Here is a 14575-nt window from a genome sequence, read left to right as displayed (position 1 = left end):
CTGAAGTGAAGGGCGACGAGTGATGAACCTGTCCGATCTGAAGACCTCGGCCCAAGTCCACGACGAGCAGCGCCACGACCCAGAGTTTCGCTCGGAGTGGGACCGCACAGCGTTCGCCAACGACGTCGCGCTGCGAATCTTGCGCTACCGCCAGGAACATGGCCTCACCCAGGCGGGTCTTGCCCGCGAGGTCGGGATGACTCAGTCGGTGATCGCGCGCCTTGAGTCGGGCGATCAGCCTCCGTCGATCGCGACCCTGGTCAAGCTGTCGAAGGGCACAGGCATGGATTTCAATATCAAGGTCAGCGGCGGTGCTGTCGAGTTCATCGCAGCCTAAACAGCCGTGGGGGTGAGCTGACACCGGGGTCTGCCCCTGGTCCGGTCGTGGGATCAGGGGCAGACGTTCATCGGGGTCAGCCGTGGTCGAACTGGCCGATCTTGATCCCCTGGACGAAGCCGGTCCAGGTATCGGCGGTGAACGACAGCACCGGTCCGGCCTGGTCCTTGCTGTCACGGACCAGGACTGCTCGGCTGGGGCTGGCGACCTCGACACAGTCCCCGCCGGCGTTGCTGCGGGTGCTCTTCTTCCACACGAGTTCGGTCAAGACAGTTCCTCCGCGATCGATGCGATGAGTTTGCGAGACTGCGCCTCGCTGAGTGCCGTGGACTCGACGGCTGACCAGACCTCCTCGTACGCCGCCGCCTCGGCGGGCTTGTCGAGGTAGAGGGCGCCGGTCAGTCCGTCGGCGTAGATGATCGTCGGTTCGTCGGAGCCGTCGAAATCCAGGATGGTGAACGCGCCGTTCGCCAACGTGGCGCGGTGCAGGCCTGCGCTGAACGGCACCACCCGGACGGAGACATTGGGCTGGCGGCTGACGGTGACGATCAGGTTGAGCTGCTCGGCGTCGATGTCGCGCCGGAGCACAGCCTCGTCGAGGATGATGTCGACCTGCGGCGCGGGTGGGGTGGCTCGGGTCAGCAGTGCCTGACGGTCGAGCCGTAAGGCGACCCCTCGGTCGATGTCCTCGCGCTTCATGTCGGGGCGTCCGGCCTCGTATACCCGGGTCGCGTACGCCTTGGTTTGCAAAAGGCCGGGGACCAGGTGCGCCTCGTACTTGCGCAGCCGGGTCGCGCCTGACTCAAGGCCGACGTACAGCTCGAACCACTCGGGGATGGCATCGCCGTACGAGTGCCACCAGCCACGGGCCCTGGTCTCCTTGGCGAGCCCCATCAACGCCTCGGTGATTTCTGGTGACGCTCCGTAGACCTTGCACATGGCTTCGACGTCGAGGGACCGCATCGACGTGGCACCGGTTTCGATGCGCCAGATCTTGGGCGTCGACCATTCCAGTGCGGTGGCCGCAGCCTTCACGGTCATGCGGGCCTCCTCGCGGAGCTGCCGTAGATGCCTGCCGAGCTGTCGCCTCGGGACGGTCGAGCCGGTGTCGGTCGTCACTGGATTCTCCTCTCCGCGACTACACACCGGGCGACATTCGCACTCGATATGTAGCACCCATCGACCACGTTCAGCAATGAAACATCACTAGGTGAAGTATCGTCAAGTGTTTCATCTAAAATGTAATATTGCATTGACCATGGTTCGTGGGAACCATGGTTGCTGGGTGTGGCGGTCGGATGACCGATAGGCCCGGCCGTCACATCCCCTCACTGAAGGGGGGGCGGATGACCCAGCGCGTCAGCTACGAGGCGTACGTCGTCGCAGTCGCACGGACTCTGGCCAGGCGACACCGGCCGGTGTGGTCCTGGAGCAAGTGGCAGCAGGTCTGTCGGTGCGGGGCGGCGCTGCCCTGCCGGGCTCGGCACCGGATACCGATCAACCGGGGTCACTGGCCGAAGGAGGGCGCGTGAGCTTCCACACCCCGATCCAGCCGGCGTGGACCTGCGCGGGATGCGCGGATCCGTGGCCCTGTCACACCCGCCGTCAGGAACTGCTCGCGGAGTACGCGGGGGCGACGGTGTCGCTGTCGGTCTACATGGCGACGTGCCTGCTCGACGCGATGATCGACCTGGCCGACGACCGCAGCGGCTACCTGTACTGGCGATTCATGGGGTGGTGGCGCTGATGTCGGTCATCCGGCCCGGTGACGAGGACATGCACTTCGAGGACGGTTCGCACCGCTGGTACCCGTTCGATCCCGCCGACGACGACCAGCAGGCGTGGGAGGACCGGGTACGCGAGCACAAGCGTCAGCACCGTGAGGAGGAGCCGCGCCCCCGCAAGCGCTGGCCACGCCGCTCGATCTGACCCTGCCGGTTCATTGCCTGCCCGGCCGCCGTAGCAGATCACCTCCGGCCGGGAGGAGTTATCCACAGGCAGGTCGGTTGTCCACAGCCTGCCTGATCGTCCAGGCGCGAACGCCGCGTCAGCGTCCACAGTTTCGGCATCGCTCCCCGAGCCGTAGGAGGGCTCAGATGCCGCCGCTGTACCCCGCCGCGATTCCCCACACCTGCCCGCCGCTCGTCACCGCCGAGGCAAGACCTCGGCGTGACGTCGCGGGCCTGGTCGATCGTGCGGCGGCGGCGTCATGACGGCCGGGTCGGCCCGTACGGGCGGTTTCGCCGCGCCCGCCGGGTGGCCGGGTGGTGCGGGCGTCGATGAGGCGGTGGTGGCGGCCCGGGTGCGGGAGCGGTTCATCGCGGACGGCACGTCGGTGACGCCGGCGTCGGTGGTCGGTGCGGTGCGGGCCGAGCCGGGGGCGGCGTTGCGGGGTGACGCCGGGTTGTTGCGGCTGGCCGACCGGGTGCACGGTGAGTTGGCCGGGGCGGGGCCGCTGGCGCCGTTGCTGGCCGACGCTCGGGTCACCGACGTTCTGGTGAACGGCACCCAGGTGTGGGTGGACCGGGGTGCCGGGTTGGAGCGGGCGGCGGTGGGCGTCGGTTCCGTGGACGAGGTACGTCGGTTGGCGCAGCGGTTGGCGGCGGCCTGTGGGCGTCGGCTCGATGACGGATGTCCGTACGTCGATGCCCGGTTGCCGGACGGTACCCGGTTGCACGCGGTGTTGCCGCCGGTGGCGGCGACGGGGCCGTACCTGTCGTTGCGGACATTCCGGCAGCGTCCGTTCCAGTTGGCCGAGCTGGTCGGCAGCGGCATGGTCGATCCTCCGGTGGCGGAGCTGCTGCGGGCGGTGGTGGCGGGGCGGCTGGCGTACCTGATCGCGGGTGGTACGGGGTCGGGCAAGACGACGCTGTTGAACACGCTGCTCGGGCTGGTGCCGGCGGACGAGCGGATCGTGATGGTGGAGGACGCGGCCGAGTTGCGGCCGGAGCATCCGCACGTGGTGACGTTGCAGGCGCGGACGGCCAACGTCGAGGGGGTCGGGTCGGTCGGGCTCGGTGCGTTGGTCCGGCAGGCGTTGCGGATGCGGCCGGACCGGCTGGTCGTCGGCGAATGTCGGGGCGCCGAGGTCGTCGACCTGCTGGCCGCGCTCAACACCGGCCACGACGGCGGCGCTGGCACCCTGCACGCGAACGCGGCCAGCGACGTGCCGGCCCGGCTGGAGGCGTTGGGGCTGCTCGGTGGGCTGCCCCGCGCCGCGTTGCACGCGCAGATCGCGGCCGCCATCCAGGTGGTCGTGCAGCTGCGCCGGTTCGCCGGGCGGCGATTCGTCGACGCGATCTGTCTGCTCACCCCGCACGGGCCGGAGCGGCTGATTACGGTCACCCCGGCCTGGCGGCGCGGGGCCGGTCCGCAGCCGGCCGGCCCGGCCCTGGCCAGGTTGCTCGTCGAACGCGGCGTACCGGTGCCGGCGGTGCTCGACAGCCGGGGGCCACGGTGAGCCGGCGACCCGGTACGTCGCACCGGCGTTGGCCGCGTCGGCTGCGCCGCCCGTGGGGACACCGTCGTCGGCTGCTGGCCGTGACCGGACCGACCCCGGTCCGGTCCCACAGCGCCCCGGACTCGCCGACACCGGCCCCCGTTCGGTTCAGCGTCCGGCTGTGGTCCCAGGCGCTGTGGTCCCGGGCACGGTGGCTCGGCAACGCCGCGCGTCGGCATCCGCGCCGTGCGCTGGTGGCCGTCGCCGGCACCGGCGGGCTCGCCGCCGGCTGGCTGGGCGGGCCGGTGGCGGCGGCGATCACCGCCGCGTACCTGGGGCTCGGCCTGCGTACGGCGGCGAACCGGGCCGCCGCCAAGGTCCGGCGGGACCGGCGGGTACGGCAGTTGGACGCGCTGGCCGCGCACGCCGCCGACCTGCGGGCCGGTCTGCCGGCGGGGCCGATGACGCTGCCGCAGCCGACGACGTCGCCGGGTCCGACGGCGGACACCACCGCGACCCGGCTCGCCGATTTGTCGACCGCCGCCGTACGGCTGGCGGAGCGCACCGGTGCGCCGTTGGCCGACCTGATCGAACGCATCGAAGCCGACGCCCGAGCGTTCGACCGGTCGCGGGAGGCGGCCGCCGCGCAGGCCGCCGGTGCGCAGATGACCGCCTGGCTGCTGGCCGGGCTGCCCGCTGGCGGCCTGGCTCTCGGCTACAGCATCGGGGTGGATCCGTTGGCGGTGCTGTTGCGGACGCCGATCGGCGCGGCCTGCGCGCTCGCCGCCGTGGCCCTGCAGGTCGCCGGGTTGGCTTGGACAGAGCGGCTGAACCGGGCACCGGAGGCGACCAGCTGATGGCCGGCACCCGCGTGATGCTGCCGCCGGCGGTCCGCCCGGTCACGGCGCTCGCCGCCCGTCGCCGGCTCGCCCGGCTCAGTGACAGTCAGCCACCGGAGTCCGACCTGTCGCGGCTCGTCCGGCCGGTCGCGGCGCTTTCCGGTGTGGCGGTGCTGGTGATCGGCGGCGGCTGGCTCTCCGTGCCGCTGGCCGTCGCGACTGCTGTCGGTGTCGACCGGTCACTGCGCCGGATCGAGCCACCGTCGGTACGCCGTCGGCGGCTGCGCGCGGCAGCCGACCTGCCGCTGGCCGCCGATCTGCTGGCGGCGGCGCTGCGCGCCGGAGCGCCGGTGGACCAGGCGATGGTCGCGGTGGCCGACGCGCTGGCCGGGCCGCTCGGTTCCCGGCTGAGCCGGGTGGCTCGGGCGCTGCGGCTCGGTGCCGAGCCGGCCGAGGCGTGGCGGCATCTCGACGCGGTGCCGGGCGGCGAGCGCCTGGCCGCCGCCGCGATCCGCTCTGCGGCCAGCGGCGCCGCCCTCGCCGGTGCGGCGACCAGGCTCGCCGACGATCTGCGGGCCGGTCGCTCGGCAGCGGCCGAGGCGGCGGCCCGCCGCGCCGGGGTGCTGATCGTGCTTCCCCTCGGGCTGTGTTTCCTGCCCGCCTTCATTCTCGCCGGTCTGGTGCCGGTGATCGTCGCCGTCCTCGGCGACATCCTCTGAGGAAAGGAGTCATCATGCGGTCGACGAAGGTTCCGCCCGACGCGGCGGTGCCGCCGACAGTGACAGTGACGACGGTGTCCGGACGGCGGGCGGTCGGCCGGTGGCGGGCCCAGCTGGCCGGCCGGTTGCGTGACGACGCGGGGATGAACACCGCCGAGTACGCCGTCGGCACCCTGGCTGCCGTCGCCTTCGCCGGGATCCTGCTCAAGGTGTTGACCAGCGAGGGCGTGCAGGCCGCCCTCGCCTCGGTCATCGACCGGGCGCTCGGGTGAGGCCGCGCCGGCAGGCCGGCGGTGACCGGGGCTCGTTCACCGCCGAGTTGGCCGCCGGTCTGCCGGCGCTGGTCCTGCTGCTGGCGGTCGGGCTGTCCGCCGTCAGCGCCGTGGTCACCAAGTCCGAGTGTCTCGACATGGCACGGTCGGTCGCGCTGGCCACCGCCCGGGGCGACCGTGACGCGGCAGCCGTGGCCGGGCCGCCGGGAGCCGAGGTCTCCGTGGTCGTCGACGGTGACCTGGTCACCGTCACGGTCCGGGCACCGCTGCGGGCGTTGGGTGCCCGGCTCGGGCCGGCGTCGGTCACCGCGTCCGTGACCGCTGCGGTCGAGCCGGGCGTCACTGGGACCGCAGCCGGTGTATCTGGGAGCGCAGTAAGCAGCGGTGCCGTCGGCGGCGGTGACGGCGCTGGATCGCCGCCGGAGCGTCACCGGTGACCGGCCGACGATGCCAGTGTGGGCTGCGTGACCCAGGCCGCCCATGCCGGCCCGGGGCTGACGTCGGGCAGCGCGGCAGCGCCAGCCTGTGGCTGCTCGCTGTCGGGTTGACGCTGGTCGCCGCCGGGATGGCCGGTGCGCTGATCGGTGCGGTCCGGCTCGCCCGGCAGCAGGCCTCGGTAGCCGCCGACCTGGCCGCGCTCGCCGGTGCCGCCCGGGTGTTCGCCGGCCAGGGCGTGATCTGCGACCGGGCGGCCGAGGTGGCCGGACGCAACGGCGGGCGGTTGCGTGCCTGCACCGTCGACGGGCTGGAAGTCGTGGTCACCGTCGAGGTGACGCCGCTTCCGGCCACCGGCGTCGGACGGCCGGTGAGTGCGACCGCCCGGGCCGGTCCGCTGCGGGCCGACCCGTGGGAGGGCGCCGACGCGCGGGCCGACCCCTGGTCAGCGGGTCGGGCCGTCGGCGGTGGTGGCGTGCATGGCCCAGCGGGAAATCACCTGGTGGATGTTGTAGAGCCGCTGCTGGATCAGTTCGAGGCGTTCCGCCTGGGCCAGGGCCGCGTACGCCTGGGCCAGGGCGATCTGCTGGTCGACGGTGAGGTTCTGCGGGTCGATCGAGTAGAGCAGTTCGACGGTGTCGGCCACGGTGTCGGCCACGGCGTTCTCCTCCGGTGGCGTGGTGGAAGCGCTCCCACGTCTAATCTATCCAGATCAGGAGAAATTCATGCCAGTAGATCGCACATGGTCCGGTGCCGGATCAGTCAGCGCTTTCCGGCAGGCTGGCCAGCACCACGTCGAGCACCCGGACCGCGTCGTCCTTGCCCAGCGGGTTGTTGCCGTTGCCGCACTTCGGCGACTGCACGCAGGACGGGCAGCCGGTCTCGCAGCCACACGCGGCGATCAGATCGCGGGTGGCCCCCAACCAGGTCCGGGCCGCCTGGTAGGCGCGTTCGGCGAACCCGGCTCCCCCTGGGTGGCCGTCGTAGACGAACACCGTCGGCGCCTCGGTGTCGGCGTGCGCGGCGGTGGAGAGTCCGCCGATGTCCCACCGGTCGCAGGTGGCGATCAACGGCAGCAGGCCGATCGCCGCGTGCTCGGCGGCGTGCAGCGCGCCGGGCACGTCCGCCGGCTCGACCCCGGCGGCGGCGAGCGCGGCCGGCGAAACGGTGAACCACACGGCGACGGTGCGCAGCTGTCGGGCCGGCAGGTCCAGTGGCCGGCTGTCCAGCACCTCGCCCGACCCGATCCGGCGGCGCTGGTAGGAGACGACCTGACTGGTCACGTCGACGTCGCCGACGAACAGGCCGACCGGGCCGGCGTCGCGGTACTCGCGTACCGCCGCCACCGACAGCGAGGTGACCTCCCGGGCGTGGGTGGACCAGTCCGGCTCCTCGGCGTGCACCAGCGCGCACGCCCCGTCCAGATCGAGGTCGTCCACCACGTACGACACGCCCTGGTGCAGGTAGATCGCGCCCGGATGGATCAGGAAGTGCGACGAGCCGGGGTCGACCGTGCCGAGCAGCCGACCGGTCGAGGTCTCCACGACGTCGACCGGGGTGCCGCCCTCGCCACGCAGGTCGACCTCGGGCCGGCCGGCGGCGGTCCAGTACCAGCCGGTGGGGCGTCGGCGCAGCAGCCCGGCGGCGACCAGGTCGTCCAGCGTCTGCTTGACCGACGCGCCACCGAACAGTTCGATGTCGGCCGAGGTCAGCGCGCCCTCGGCGGCAGCGCAGCACAGTTGCGGCCCGAGCACGTACGGATTGGTCGGGTCGAGCACCGTCGCCTCCACCGGCCGGCCGAAGACCGCCTCCGGATGGTGCACCAGGTACGTGTCGAGCGGGTCGTCCCGGGCGATCAGCACCGCCAGCGCCTCGCGTCCGGCGCGTCCGGCCCGGCCGGCCTGCTGCCACAGCGACGCCCGGGTGCCGGGGTACCCGCAGATCAGCACCGCGTCGAGGCCGACCAGATCCACCCCGAGCTCGAGTGCGTTCGTCGAGGCCAGCCCGAGCAGTTCGCCGGAGGTGAGTGCGCGCTCCAACGCCCGTCGCTCCTCGGCCAGGAAACCGGCCCGGTACGCCGCCACCCGGTCGCCGAGCCCGGGCGCCACCTCGTCGAGTGCCCGGCGCGCGTTGCTGGCCACCACCTCCGCCCCGCGCCGGGACCGGACGAACGCGAGCGTGCGCACTCCGGCGGCGACCGCGTCGGCGAGCAGGTCGGCGCTTTCCCGCAGCGCCGACCGCCGTACCGGGGTGAGGTCGTCGGTGTCGGCGCGGGCACCGGGCAGCAGCGGTGGCTCCCACAGCGCGAAGGTCACCGCCCCACGCGGGGCGCTGTCCTCGGTGACCGGCTCCACCGGCAGCCCGGTCAGCTGGCTGCCCGCCCGCGCCGGCTCTCCCGAGGTCGCCGAGGCCAGGATGAACACCGGCGTGCCGGGCGCGCTGGCGGGTCGGGCGCCGGGGGCCGTGGCGGCCCTGGTGCCGGGCGCGCTGGTGGGCCGGACCCGCTGGTACCGCTCGGTCTGGCGACGCAGTCGACGCAGTACGTGGGCCACGTGCGACCCGAACACGCCCCGGTAGCTGTGGCACTCGTCGACGATGACGTAGGTCAGCCGGCGGAGGAAGTTCGACCAGGCCCCGTGCCGGGGCAGGATGCCTCGGTGCAGCATGTCAGGATTTGTCAGTACAAAGCGGGCGTGCTGCCGGATCCAGGCCCGCTCCGGCTGCGGGGTGTCGCCGTCGTAGCAGGCCGGCCGTATCCCATCGAGTCCCAAGTCGGTGACGGCACGCAACTGGTCGGCGGCGAGTGCCTTCGTCGGTGCCAGGTACAGCACGGTGGCCCGAGGGTCGGCCAGCAGCTTCGCCAACGCCGGCAGCAGGTACGCCAACGACTTGCCCGACCCGGTGCCGGTGGCGACGATGACGTGCCGGCCGGAGTGAGCCAGCTCGGCCGCGTACGCCTGGTGCCGCCAGGGCTGCCGGACCCCGCGTGCGGTCAACACGTCTCGCAACTCGGCGGGCACCCAGTCGGGCCACGGCGCGGTGGCACCGGGCCGCACCGGCAACCGCTCGACATGGGTGACCGCAGCCGGGTACGGAGCCAGGTCCGCCCCTGCGGCCGGGTGCGGAGCCAGGTGCGGCCCCGCGGTCGGCTGCGTCGACGCGGCGCCGGTCTGGCGCGGCAGTTCGCCGGCCGCGCCCCACCGACGCAGCAACCCCGCCGGGTCCGAACCCGGTCCGGGCGTTACGGTGGCGGGTGAGGTCACGTCTGCACTCTCGCACCGGGGTGCCGACGTCGGCACCCCGGGGTAGGTCTGCGGGGTGCAGGGAGATCATCGACCGTGCGGAGTCGCGCGGCGCAACCGCGCCGCGCGGTGGTTAGATGCCATAGGCGTGCATCGCAGCCGAGGAGGGGACCGATGGAGCTGTCGCTGTCGACTCGCACCGTGGGCGAGTACACGGTGCTGGAGGTCGGCGGCGAAGTGGACGTCTATACCGCTCCCCGGCTGCGGGAGCGGTTGATCGAGCTGATCGACGCCGGCAACCACAAGATCGTCGTTGATCTCCACCGGGTCGACTTCCTCGACTCCACCGGGCTCGGCGTGCTGGTCGGTGCGCTGAAGCGACTCCGCCCGGCCGGCGGCACCTTCGGGCTGGTCTGCGACAAGGAGTCCCTGCTGAAGATTTTCCGGATCACCGCGCTGGACCAGGTCTTCCCGATCTTCCCGACCGTACAGGCCGCCACCGGTGGGGAACCGGATGGCTCAGCAGGCGCAGCGCCGACGGCGTGATGGCCACCGTCCGCCTCTCGTTCTCCCCGGCGCCGGTGCACGTGCGCACCGCCCGCCTGGTCGGCGTCGCCGTGGCCCGCCGGGCCGGAGTGGCCGAGGAGTTACTCGACGAGGTCCGGCTGGCGATCGGCGAGGCCTGCACCCGGGCCGTCGCCCTGCACCGCCAGTACGGGCTGACCGACCTGGTCCAGGTGGAGATGTCCGATGAGGAGACCTACACCGTACGGGTCATCGACCGGGCCCCGATCGAAGCCGGGCTCGGCCTGAGCGCGCTGCCGCCCGACGAGTTGGCCGACGAGTCGTTGACCGACGAAGCCCTGACGGTCGGTGTCGGCTTCGCCCTGCTCGCCGGTTTCGTGGAAGACCTCCAGGTGCGGCCGGTCGACGAAGGGGTCGGAACCGAGGTGCGGATGGTCTGGCCGGTCGGCCGGTGAGACTCGGCGGGCCCTGGCCGCAAGCGGATGTGTCCTCGCCGGCCCAGCCCACCAGCTGAAGATCAACCTCCGTCGTCACAACTGTTCGTTCCGCCTGCAGGAATGATCCACAACTCGGTGGGTGGACGGTGTGACCTGCCTTACCCGGTCCGGCTAGAGTACGCGGGTTATCACCAACTGTCCTGGCCCCACAAACCTGTGGGTGCCAGCAGACCTCGTTGCTCCCCGCGTGGAGTCGCCCCGCCGGTTCGTCCACCGACCGGGGCGAGCGTTCGGTACAGGAGGACACTGATGTCCGGGACCACCTTGGCCGCCGAAGGCGGCGGGCTGTCCCTTACCGGCACACACCTGACGTACGTCGTCATCGCCGCGGTCATCGCGCTGGTGGCGCTGGGTTTCGCCGCCGCCCTGGTACGGGCGGTGCTGGCGACCGGTAAGGGCACCACGAACATGCAGGAGATCGCCGGCGCCGTGCAGGAAGGCGCGTCGGCGTACCTGTTCCGCCAGTTCAAAACCCTCGGCGTGTTCGTCGTACTCGCCGTCATACTGCTCTTCCTGCTCCCTGTGCACGAGACACAGGGCAGCGAGACGATGGTGAAGGTCGGTCGATCCGTCTTCTTCGTGGTGGGCGCGGTGTTCAGCGCGTTCATCGGCGGCGCCGGGATGGCGCTGGCCACCCGGGCGAACCTGCGGGTCGCCGCGGCGGCCGGCACCGGCGCCGGTGGCCGGGAGAACGCGATGAAGATCGCCTTCCGGACCGGCGGCGTGGTCGGCTTCCTCACGGTGGGCCTCGGCCTGTTCGGCGCGGCCCTGGTGGTCGTCCTCTACCGGGTCGACGCACCGACCGTGCTGGAGGGCTTCGGCTTCGGCGCGGCCCTGCTGGCCATGTTCATGCGGGTCGGCGGCGGCATCTTCACCAAGGCCGCCGACGTCGGCGCCGACCTGGTCGGCAAGGTCGAGCAGGGCATCCCGGAGGACGACGCCCGTAACCCGGCGACCATCGCCGACAACGTGGGCGACAACGTCGGTGACTGCGCCGGCATGGCCGCCGACCTGTTCGAGTCGTACGCGGTGACCCTGGTCGCCGCGCTGATCCTGGGCCGGGCCGCGTTCGGCGAGGAAGGCCTGGTCTTCCCGCTGATCGTCTCCACCATCGGTGCGGTGATCGCGCTGTTCGGCGTACTGATCACCCGACTGCGCCCGTCGGACCGCAACGGCATGGTGGCGATCAACCGGGCGTTCTTCACCTCGGCGGTGCTGGCCGCGGTGCTGGTCGCCGTCGCCGCCTTCTTCTACCTGCCGAGCAGCTGGACGGCGCTGCTCGGTGACGACTGGCGTACGCAGCTCGGCGTCGACGACGGGGCCGACCTGCCGCTGTCCCCGGCCGGCCTGGCCATCGGCGCGGTGCTCATCGGCATCGTGCTGGCCGCCGCGATCCAGCTGCTCACCGGCTACTTCACCGAGGTGCACCGCCGCCCGGTGCAGGACATCGGCAAGAGCTCGCAGACCGGCGCGGCCACCGTCATCCTGGCCGGCATCAGCGTCGGCCTGGAGTCGGCGGTCTACTCGGCGCTGCTGGTCGGCGCGGGTGTGTTCGGGGCGTACCTGCTGGGTGGCGGCTCCATCACCCTGTCGCTGTTCGCCGTGGCGCTGGCCGGTACCGGCCTGCTCACCACGGTCGGCGTGATCGTGGCGATGGACACCTTCGGCCCGATCTCCGACAACGCGCAGGGCATCGCCGAGATGTCCGGTGACATCGACGAGGCCGGTGCCCGTACCCTCACCGAGCTGGACGCGGTCGGCAACACCACGAAGGCGATCACCAAGGGCATCGCGATCGCCACCGCCGTGCTCGCCGCGACGGCGCTGTTCGGCTCCTACACCGACACGGTCAGCATCGCGCTGAACGACGCCGGGATCGACGACGTGCCGGGCTACCTGGCCGACTCGCTCAACGTCGCGAACCCGGGCAACCTGGTCGGACTGATCATCGGTGCCGCGGTGGTCTTCCTCTTCTCCGGGCTGGCCATCAACGCGGTGTCCCGCTCGGCCGGCGCCGTCGTGCTGGAGGTCCGCCGCCAGTTCCGCGACAACCCCGGCATCATGGAGCGGACCCAGCGGCCGGAGTACGGCAAGGTGGTCGACATCTGCACCCGCGACGCCCAGCGGGAACTGCTCACCCCGGGTCTGCTGGCGGTGCTGGCGCCGATCGCGGTCGGTTTCGGCCTCGGCGCCGGTGCGCTCGCCGCGTACCTGGCCGGCGCGATCGGCACCGGTGTGCTGATGGCGGTCTTCCTGGCCAACTCCGGCGGTGCCTGGGACAACGCCAAGAAGCTGGTGGAGGATGGCGCGCACGGTGGCAAGGGCTCCGAGGCGCACGCCGCCACGGTCATCGGCGACACCGTCGGCGACCCGTTCAAGGACACCGCCGGCCCGGCGATCAACCCGCTGCTCAAGGTGATGAACCTGGTGGCGCTGCTGATCGCCCCCGCGGTGATCATGTGGGGCGTGGGCACCGACCAGAACGACCCGCTGCGCATCGCCATCGCGGTGCTGGCGACCCTGGTCGTGGTGGCCGCTGTGGTGTTCACCAAGCGCAAGCCGATGGCGATGGGGGAGGAGATCGGCGACGGTCCGGCCGGTGGCGGCAGCACCGGGTCCGAATCGGAGCGCGTGAGCGTCTGACCGGTCATCGTCTGACCGACCGGTGGCTCCGCCCGATCCCGGTGGACCGGGTGGAGCCACTGGCTTCGACGTACCGCCGACCGGCGGCGGGCCGTACGGCTGTCGTCGCCGGTGCGTACGCTGCACAGCATGGGAGCGCGCCGCGTGGTGTCCACTGCCCGGATCGCAGTGGTGCTCACTGCCGTGGCGTTGACGCTGTCGGGCTGCGGCGGAGGGCCCAGCCCGGTCGTCTGGGCGGCCGAGGTGTGCACCGCGCTGCGCCCGTGGCGGGCCGAGATCAGCAATCTGACCAGCAGCACCCAGCAGCAGATGACCGCGCAGACGACCCCGGCGCAGGCGCAGGAGAACCTGGTCCGGCTGCTGTCCGGGGCGGCCGCCGCGACCGAGACCGCCCGGGTCCGAGTGGTGGAGGCCGGGGTACCCGACGCGGACCAGGGTGAGCAGGTGGCTACCGGATTCGCCGACTCGCTCGGCGCGGTGCGCGACGCGTACGGCAAGGCCGAGGAGGGCATCGCCGGGCTGGACGCCACCGGACCGGCGGACAGCTTCTACGACGGGGTCGAGGCGGTGCTCGCCACCCTCACCGACGACTACCAGCGCAGCGCGCTGGACACCAGCTCACTGGATTCCGCGGAGCTCAATCGGGCCTTCGACGAGGTCCCGGAGTGTCGCTGACGCCGCCGACCGACTCTTCCGCCGGTGCCCCGACGGCCCGGCAGTTGTCGCTGTTCGGCGTGGCGGCGGCGGATCCAACGCCGGGTGACCTGGCGGGTCTGCTCGCCGGTCCGGGCCGGATCAGCCGGATGGGCGGCACGGTACGGGTGTCGGTGGACGTCGAGCCGGCCTGGCGGGTGCACGTGCTGGTGGCCGAGTTCCGTCGGCGCGGGCTGGCACCGAGTTGGCGTCAGCTGCCGGACGGCCGGCTGACGGTGCGGACGGCGTACACGGCGGTGCTGGCCCGGCTCGGCGCGGCCTGGCTGCACCCGGCGGAGCCGGGCCAACTCCCGTCGGACCCACCGGAGGCCGGCCCACCGGAGGCCGGGCCGGGGCGTGGCGAGGACGACCGGCTGGTCAAGCGGCCGCCGACCGGTTTCCACCTGGCTGGTCAGCGGCTGCGGCTGTGGGCGACGGCGGCCGGCGCCAGGGACCCGCTCGGCTACCGGTTGCGGCTGGCCGAGTCGGACGCGGACAACTGGCCCCAGGTGGGCGCCGCGCTCGCCGCGATCGGGTTGCCGGCGGTGCTGCTCGATGCCCGGTCCGGCGGTCCGGCGTACCGGATCGTGGGCCGACGCCGGCTGACCAGACTGGCCGAGCTGCTCGGTGACCGGCCCGCCGCCGCCCCCGAGGACGGCTGGGCGTGATGCCGCGACCCCGTCCGACCCGGGTCCGGCTGCTGTCCGGCCCGGTCCGACCCGGCCCGATCGCTGTCTGATCGCTGACAAGACAGCCGGGACATCGACCGACGCCACCGGCTGCTGCGGTGCGGTGCGCCACGTCACGCCGGTCGGTGGGTGTACCGTGTCGCCGTTGGTGCGGTAGGAACGAGCTGGTTCGGCATCGGGTGGGCTGCTGACCGGCTGCGGTGAACCAACCGGACGACCGACGCAAATCGGGCCGAAGGCTTGGG

General features: G+C 72.3%; 18 protein-coding genes and 1 pseudogene. 15 read left to right on the top strand and 4 right to left on the bottom strand.

Going from position 1 to position 14575, the window contains the following annotated elements; translation table 11 throughout:
- Positions 1-22 precede the first annotated feature (22 nt).
- Entirely contained in the window at positions 23-337 is a 315-nt protein-coding gene (locus tag EDC02_RS26885) for a helix-turn-helix transcriptional regulator (RefSeq protein WP_148083642.1), read from the top strand.
- A gap of 76 nt (positions 338-413) precedes the next feature.
- Here EDC02_RS26885 and EDC02_RS26880 read toward each other — a convergent pair whose 3' ends face one another.
- Both EDC02_RS26880 and EDC02_RS26875 read right to left on the bottom strand, forming a co-directional pair.
- Positions 414-605, bottom strand: a complete 192-nt coding sequence (locus EDC02_RS26880; RefSeq protein ID WP_123604341.1) for a DUF397 domain-containing protein — start codon at positions 603-605, stop codon at positions 414-416.
- Positions 602-1456, bottom strand: a complete 855-nt coding sequence (locus tag EDC02_RS26875) for a helix-turn-helix transcriptional regulator (protein ID WP_123604340.1) — start codon at positions 1454-1456, stop codon at positions 602-604. Before EDC02_RS26875 ends, EDC02_RS26880 begins: the two co-directional genes overlap by 4 nt.
- Positions 1457-1683: 227 nt before the next feature.
- On the opposite strand from EDC02_RS26875, the gene EDC02_RS26870 reads away from it, so the two are divergent.
- The 9 genes and pseudogenes from EDC02_RS26870 to EDC02_RS42440 all read left to right on the top strand — a co-directional run.
- Entirely contained in the window at positions 1684-1869 is a 186-nt protein-coding gene (locus tag EDC02_RS26870) for a hypothetical protein (protein WP_123604339.1), read from the top strand.
- Positions 1866-2084, top strand: coding sequence for a hypothetical protein (locus EDC02_RS26865; protein ID WP_123604338.1), 219 nt, complete (start codon positions 1866-1868; stop codon positions 2082-2084). The genes EDC02_RS26870 and EDC02_RS26865 overlap by 4 nt, the downstream gene beginning before the upstream one ends.
- Positions 2084-2266, top strand: coding sequence for a hypothetical protein (locus EDC02_RS26860; protein ID WP_123605179.1), 183 nt, complete (start codon positions 2084-2086; stop codon positions 2264-2266). The genes EDC02_RS26865 and EDC02_RS26860 overlap by 1 nt, the downstream gene beginning before the upstream one ends.
- A gap of 280 nt (positions 2267-2546) precedes the next feature.
- Entirely contained in the window at positions 2547-3797 is a 1251-nt protein-coding gene (locus EDC02_RS26855; protein ID WP_123604337.1) for a TadA family conjugal transfer-associated ATPase, read from the top strand.
- Between the two features lie 80 nt (positions 3798-3877).
- Positions 3878-4633 (top strand): type II secretion system F family protein, encoded by a 756-nt coding sequence (locus EDC02_RS26850; protein ID WP_233606309.1) that lies wholly within the window; start codon positions 3878-3880, stop codon positions 4631-4633.
- 17 nt (positions 4634-4650) lie between these two features.
- The gene (locus EDC02_RS26845) at positions 4651-5334 is read left to right on the top strand and encodes a type II secretion system F family protein (RefSeq protein WP_370461569.1); all 684 of its coding nucleotides are present in this window, start codon (positions 4651-4653) and stop codon (positions 5332-5334) included.
- Positions 5335-5477: 143 nt separating this feature from the next.
- A complete protein-coding gene (locus EDC02_RS41915; protein WP_233606454.1) occupies positions 5478-5606 on the top strand; it encodes a DUF4244 domain-containing protein in 129 nt (42 codons plus the stop codon).
- Complete coding sequence (locus EDC02_RS26835) at positions 5603-6043, top strand: TadE family type IV pilus minor pilin (protein ID WP_233606308.1); 441 nt, start codon at positions 5603-5605, stop codon at positions 6041-6043. Before EDC02_RS41915 ends, EDC02_RS26835 begins: the two co-directional genes overlap by 4 nt.
- Positions 6040-6426: pseudogene (locus tag EDC02_RS42440) on the top strand (Rv3654c family TadE-like protein); the annotation flags it as partial. The gene EDC02_RS26835 and the pseudogene EDC02_RS42440, both read left to right, overlap by 4 nt.
- Positions 6427-6486: 60 nt before the next feature.
- Here EDC02_RS42440 and EDC02_RS26825 read toward each other — a convergent pair.
- Together EDC02_RS26825 and EDC02_RS26820 are read right to left on the bottom strand one after the other, a co-directional pair.
- Positions 6487-6699: a hypothetical protein gene (locus EDC02_RS26825; protein WP_123604334.1), complete on the bottom strand. Its 213-nt coding sequence runs from the start codon at positions 6697-6699 to the stop codon at positions 6487-6489.
- 100 nt (positions 6700-6799) lie between these two features.
- Positions 6800-9223: a DEAD/DEAH box helicase gene (locus EDC02_RS26820; protein ID WP_370461568.1), complete on the bottom strand. Its 2424-nt coding sequence runs from the start codon at positions 9221-9223 to the stop codon at positions 6800-6802.
- Between the two features lie 234 nt (positions 9224-9457).
- Here EDC02_RS26820 and EDC02_RS26815 point away from each other — a divergent pair, with 234 nt between their 5' ends.
- The 5 genes from EDC02_RS26815 (at position 9458) to EDC02_RS26795 (ending at position 14309) form a co-directional block, all read left to right on the top strand.
- On the top strand, positions 9458-9829 hold the full coding sequence (locus EDC02_RS26815; RefSeq protein WP_123604332.1) for an STAS domain-containing protein: 372 nt from the start codon (positions 9458-9460) through the stop codon (positions 9827-9829).
- A complete protein-coding gene (locus tag EDC02_RS26810; protein ID WP_123604331.1) occupies positions 9826-10263 on the top strand; it encodes an ATP-binding protein in 438 nt (145 codons plus the stop codon). The genes EDC02_RS26815 and EDC02_RS26810 overlap by 4 nt, the downstream gene beginning before the upstream one ends.
- Before the next feature lie 291 nt (positions 10264-10554).
- Positions 10555-12948 carry a sodium-translocating pyrophosphatase gene (locus EDC02_RS26805; RefSeq protein WP_123604330.1) on the top strand — a complete coding sequence of 798 codons (2394 nt, stop codon included), beginning with the start codon at positions 10555-10557 and terminating at the stop codon, positions 12946-12948.
- A gap of 129 nt (positions 12949-13077) precedes the next feature.
- Entirely contained in the window at positions 13078-13623 is a 546-nt protein-coding gene (locus EDC02_RS26800; protein ID WP_123604329.1) for a hypothetical protein, read from the top strand.
- A complete protein-coding gene (locus EDC02_RS26795) occupies positions 13614-14309 on the top strand; it encodes a hypothetical protein (protein ID WP_233606307.1) in 696 nt (231 codons plus the stop codon). The genes EDC02_RS26800 and EDC02_RS26795 overlap by 10 nt, the downstream gene beginning before the upstream one ends.
- Positions 14310-14575 lie beyond the last annotated feature (266 nt).

The organism is Micromonospora sp. Llam0, assembly GCF_003751085.1.
In the GTDB taxonomy this organism is placed as follows: domain Bacteria; phylum Actinomycetota; class Actinomycetes; order Mycobacteriales; family Micromonosporaceae; genus Micromonospora_E.
This window is presented reverse-complemented; position numbering and strand designations above follow the sequence as displayed.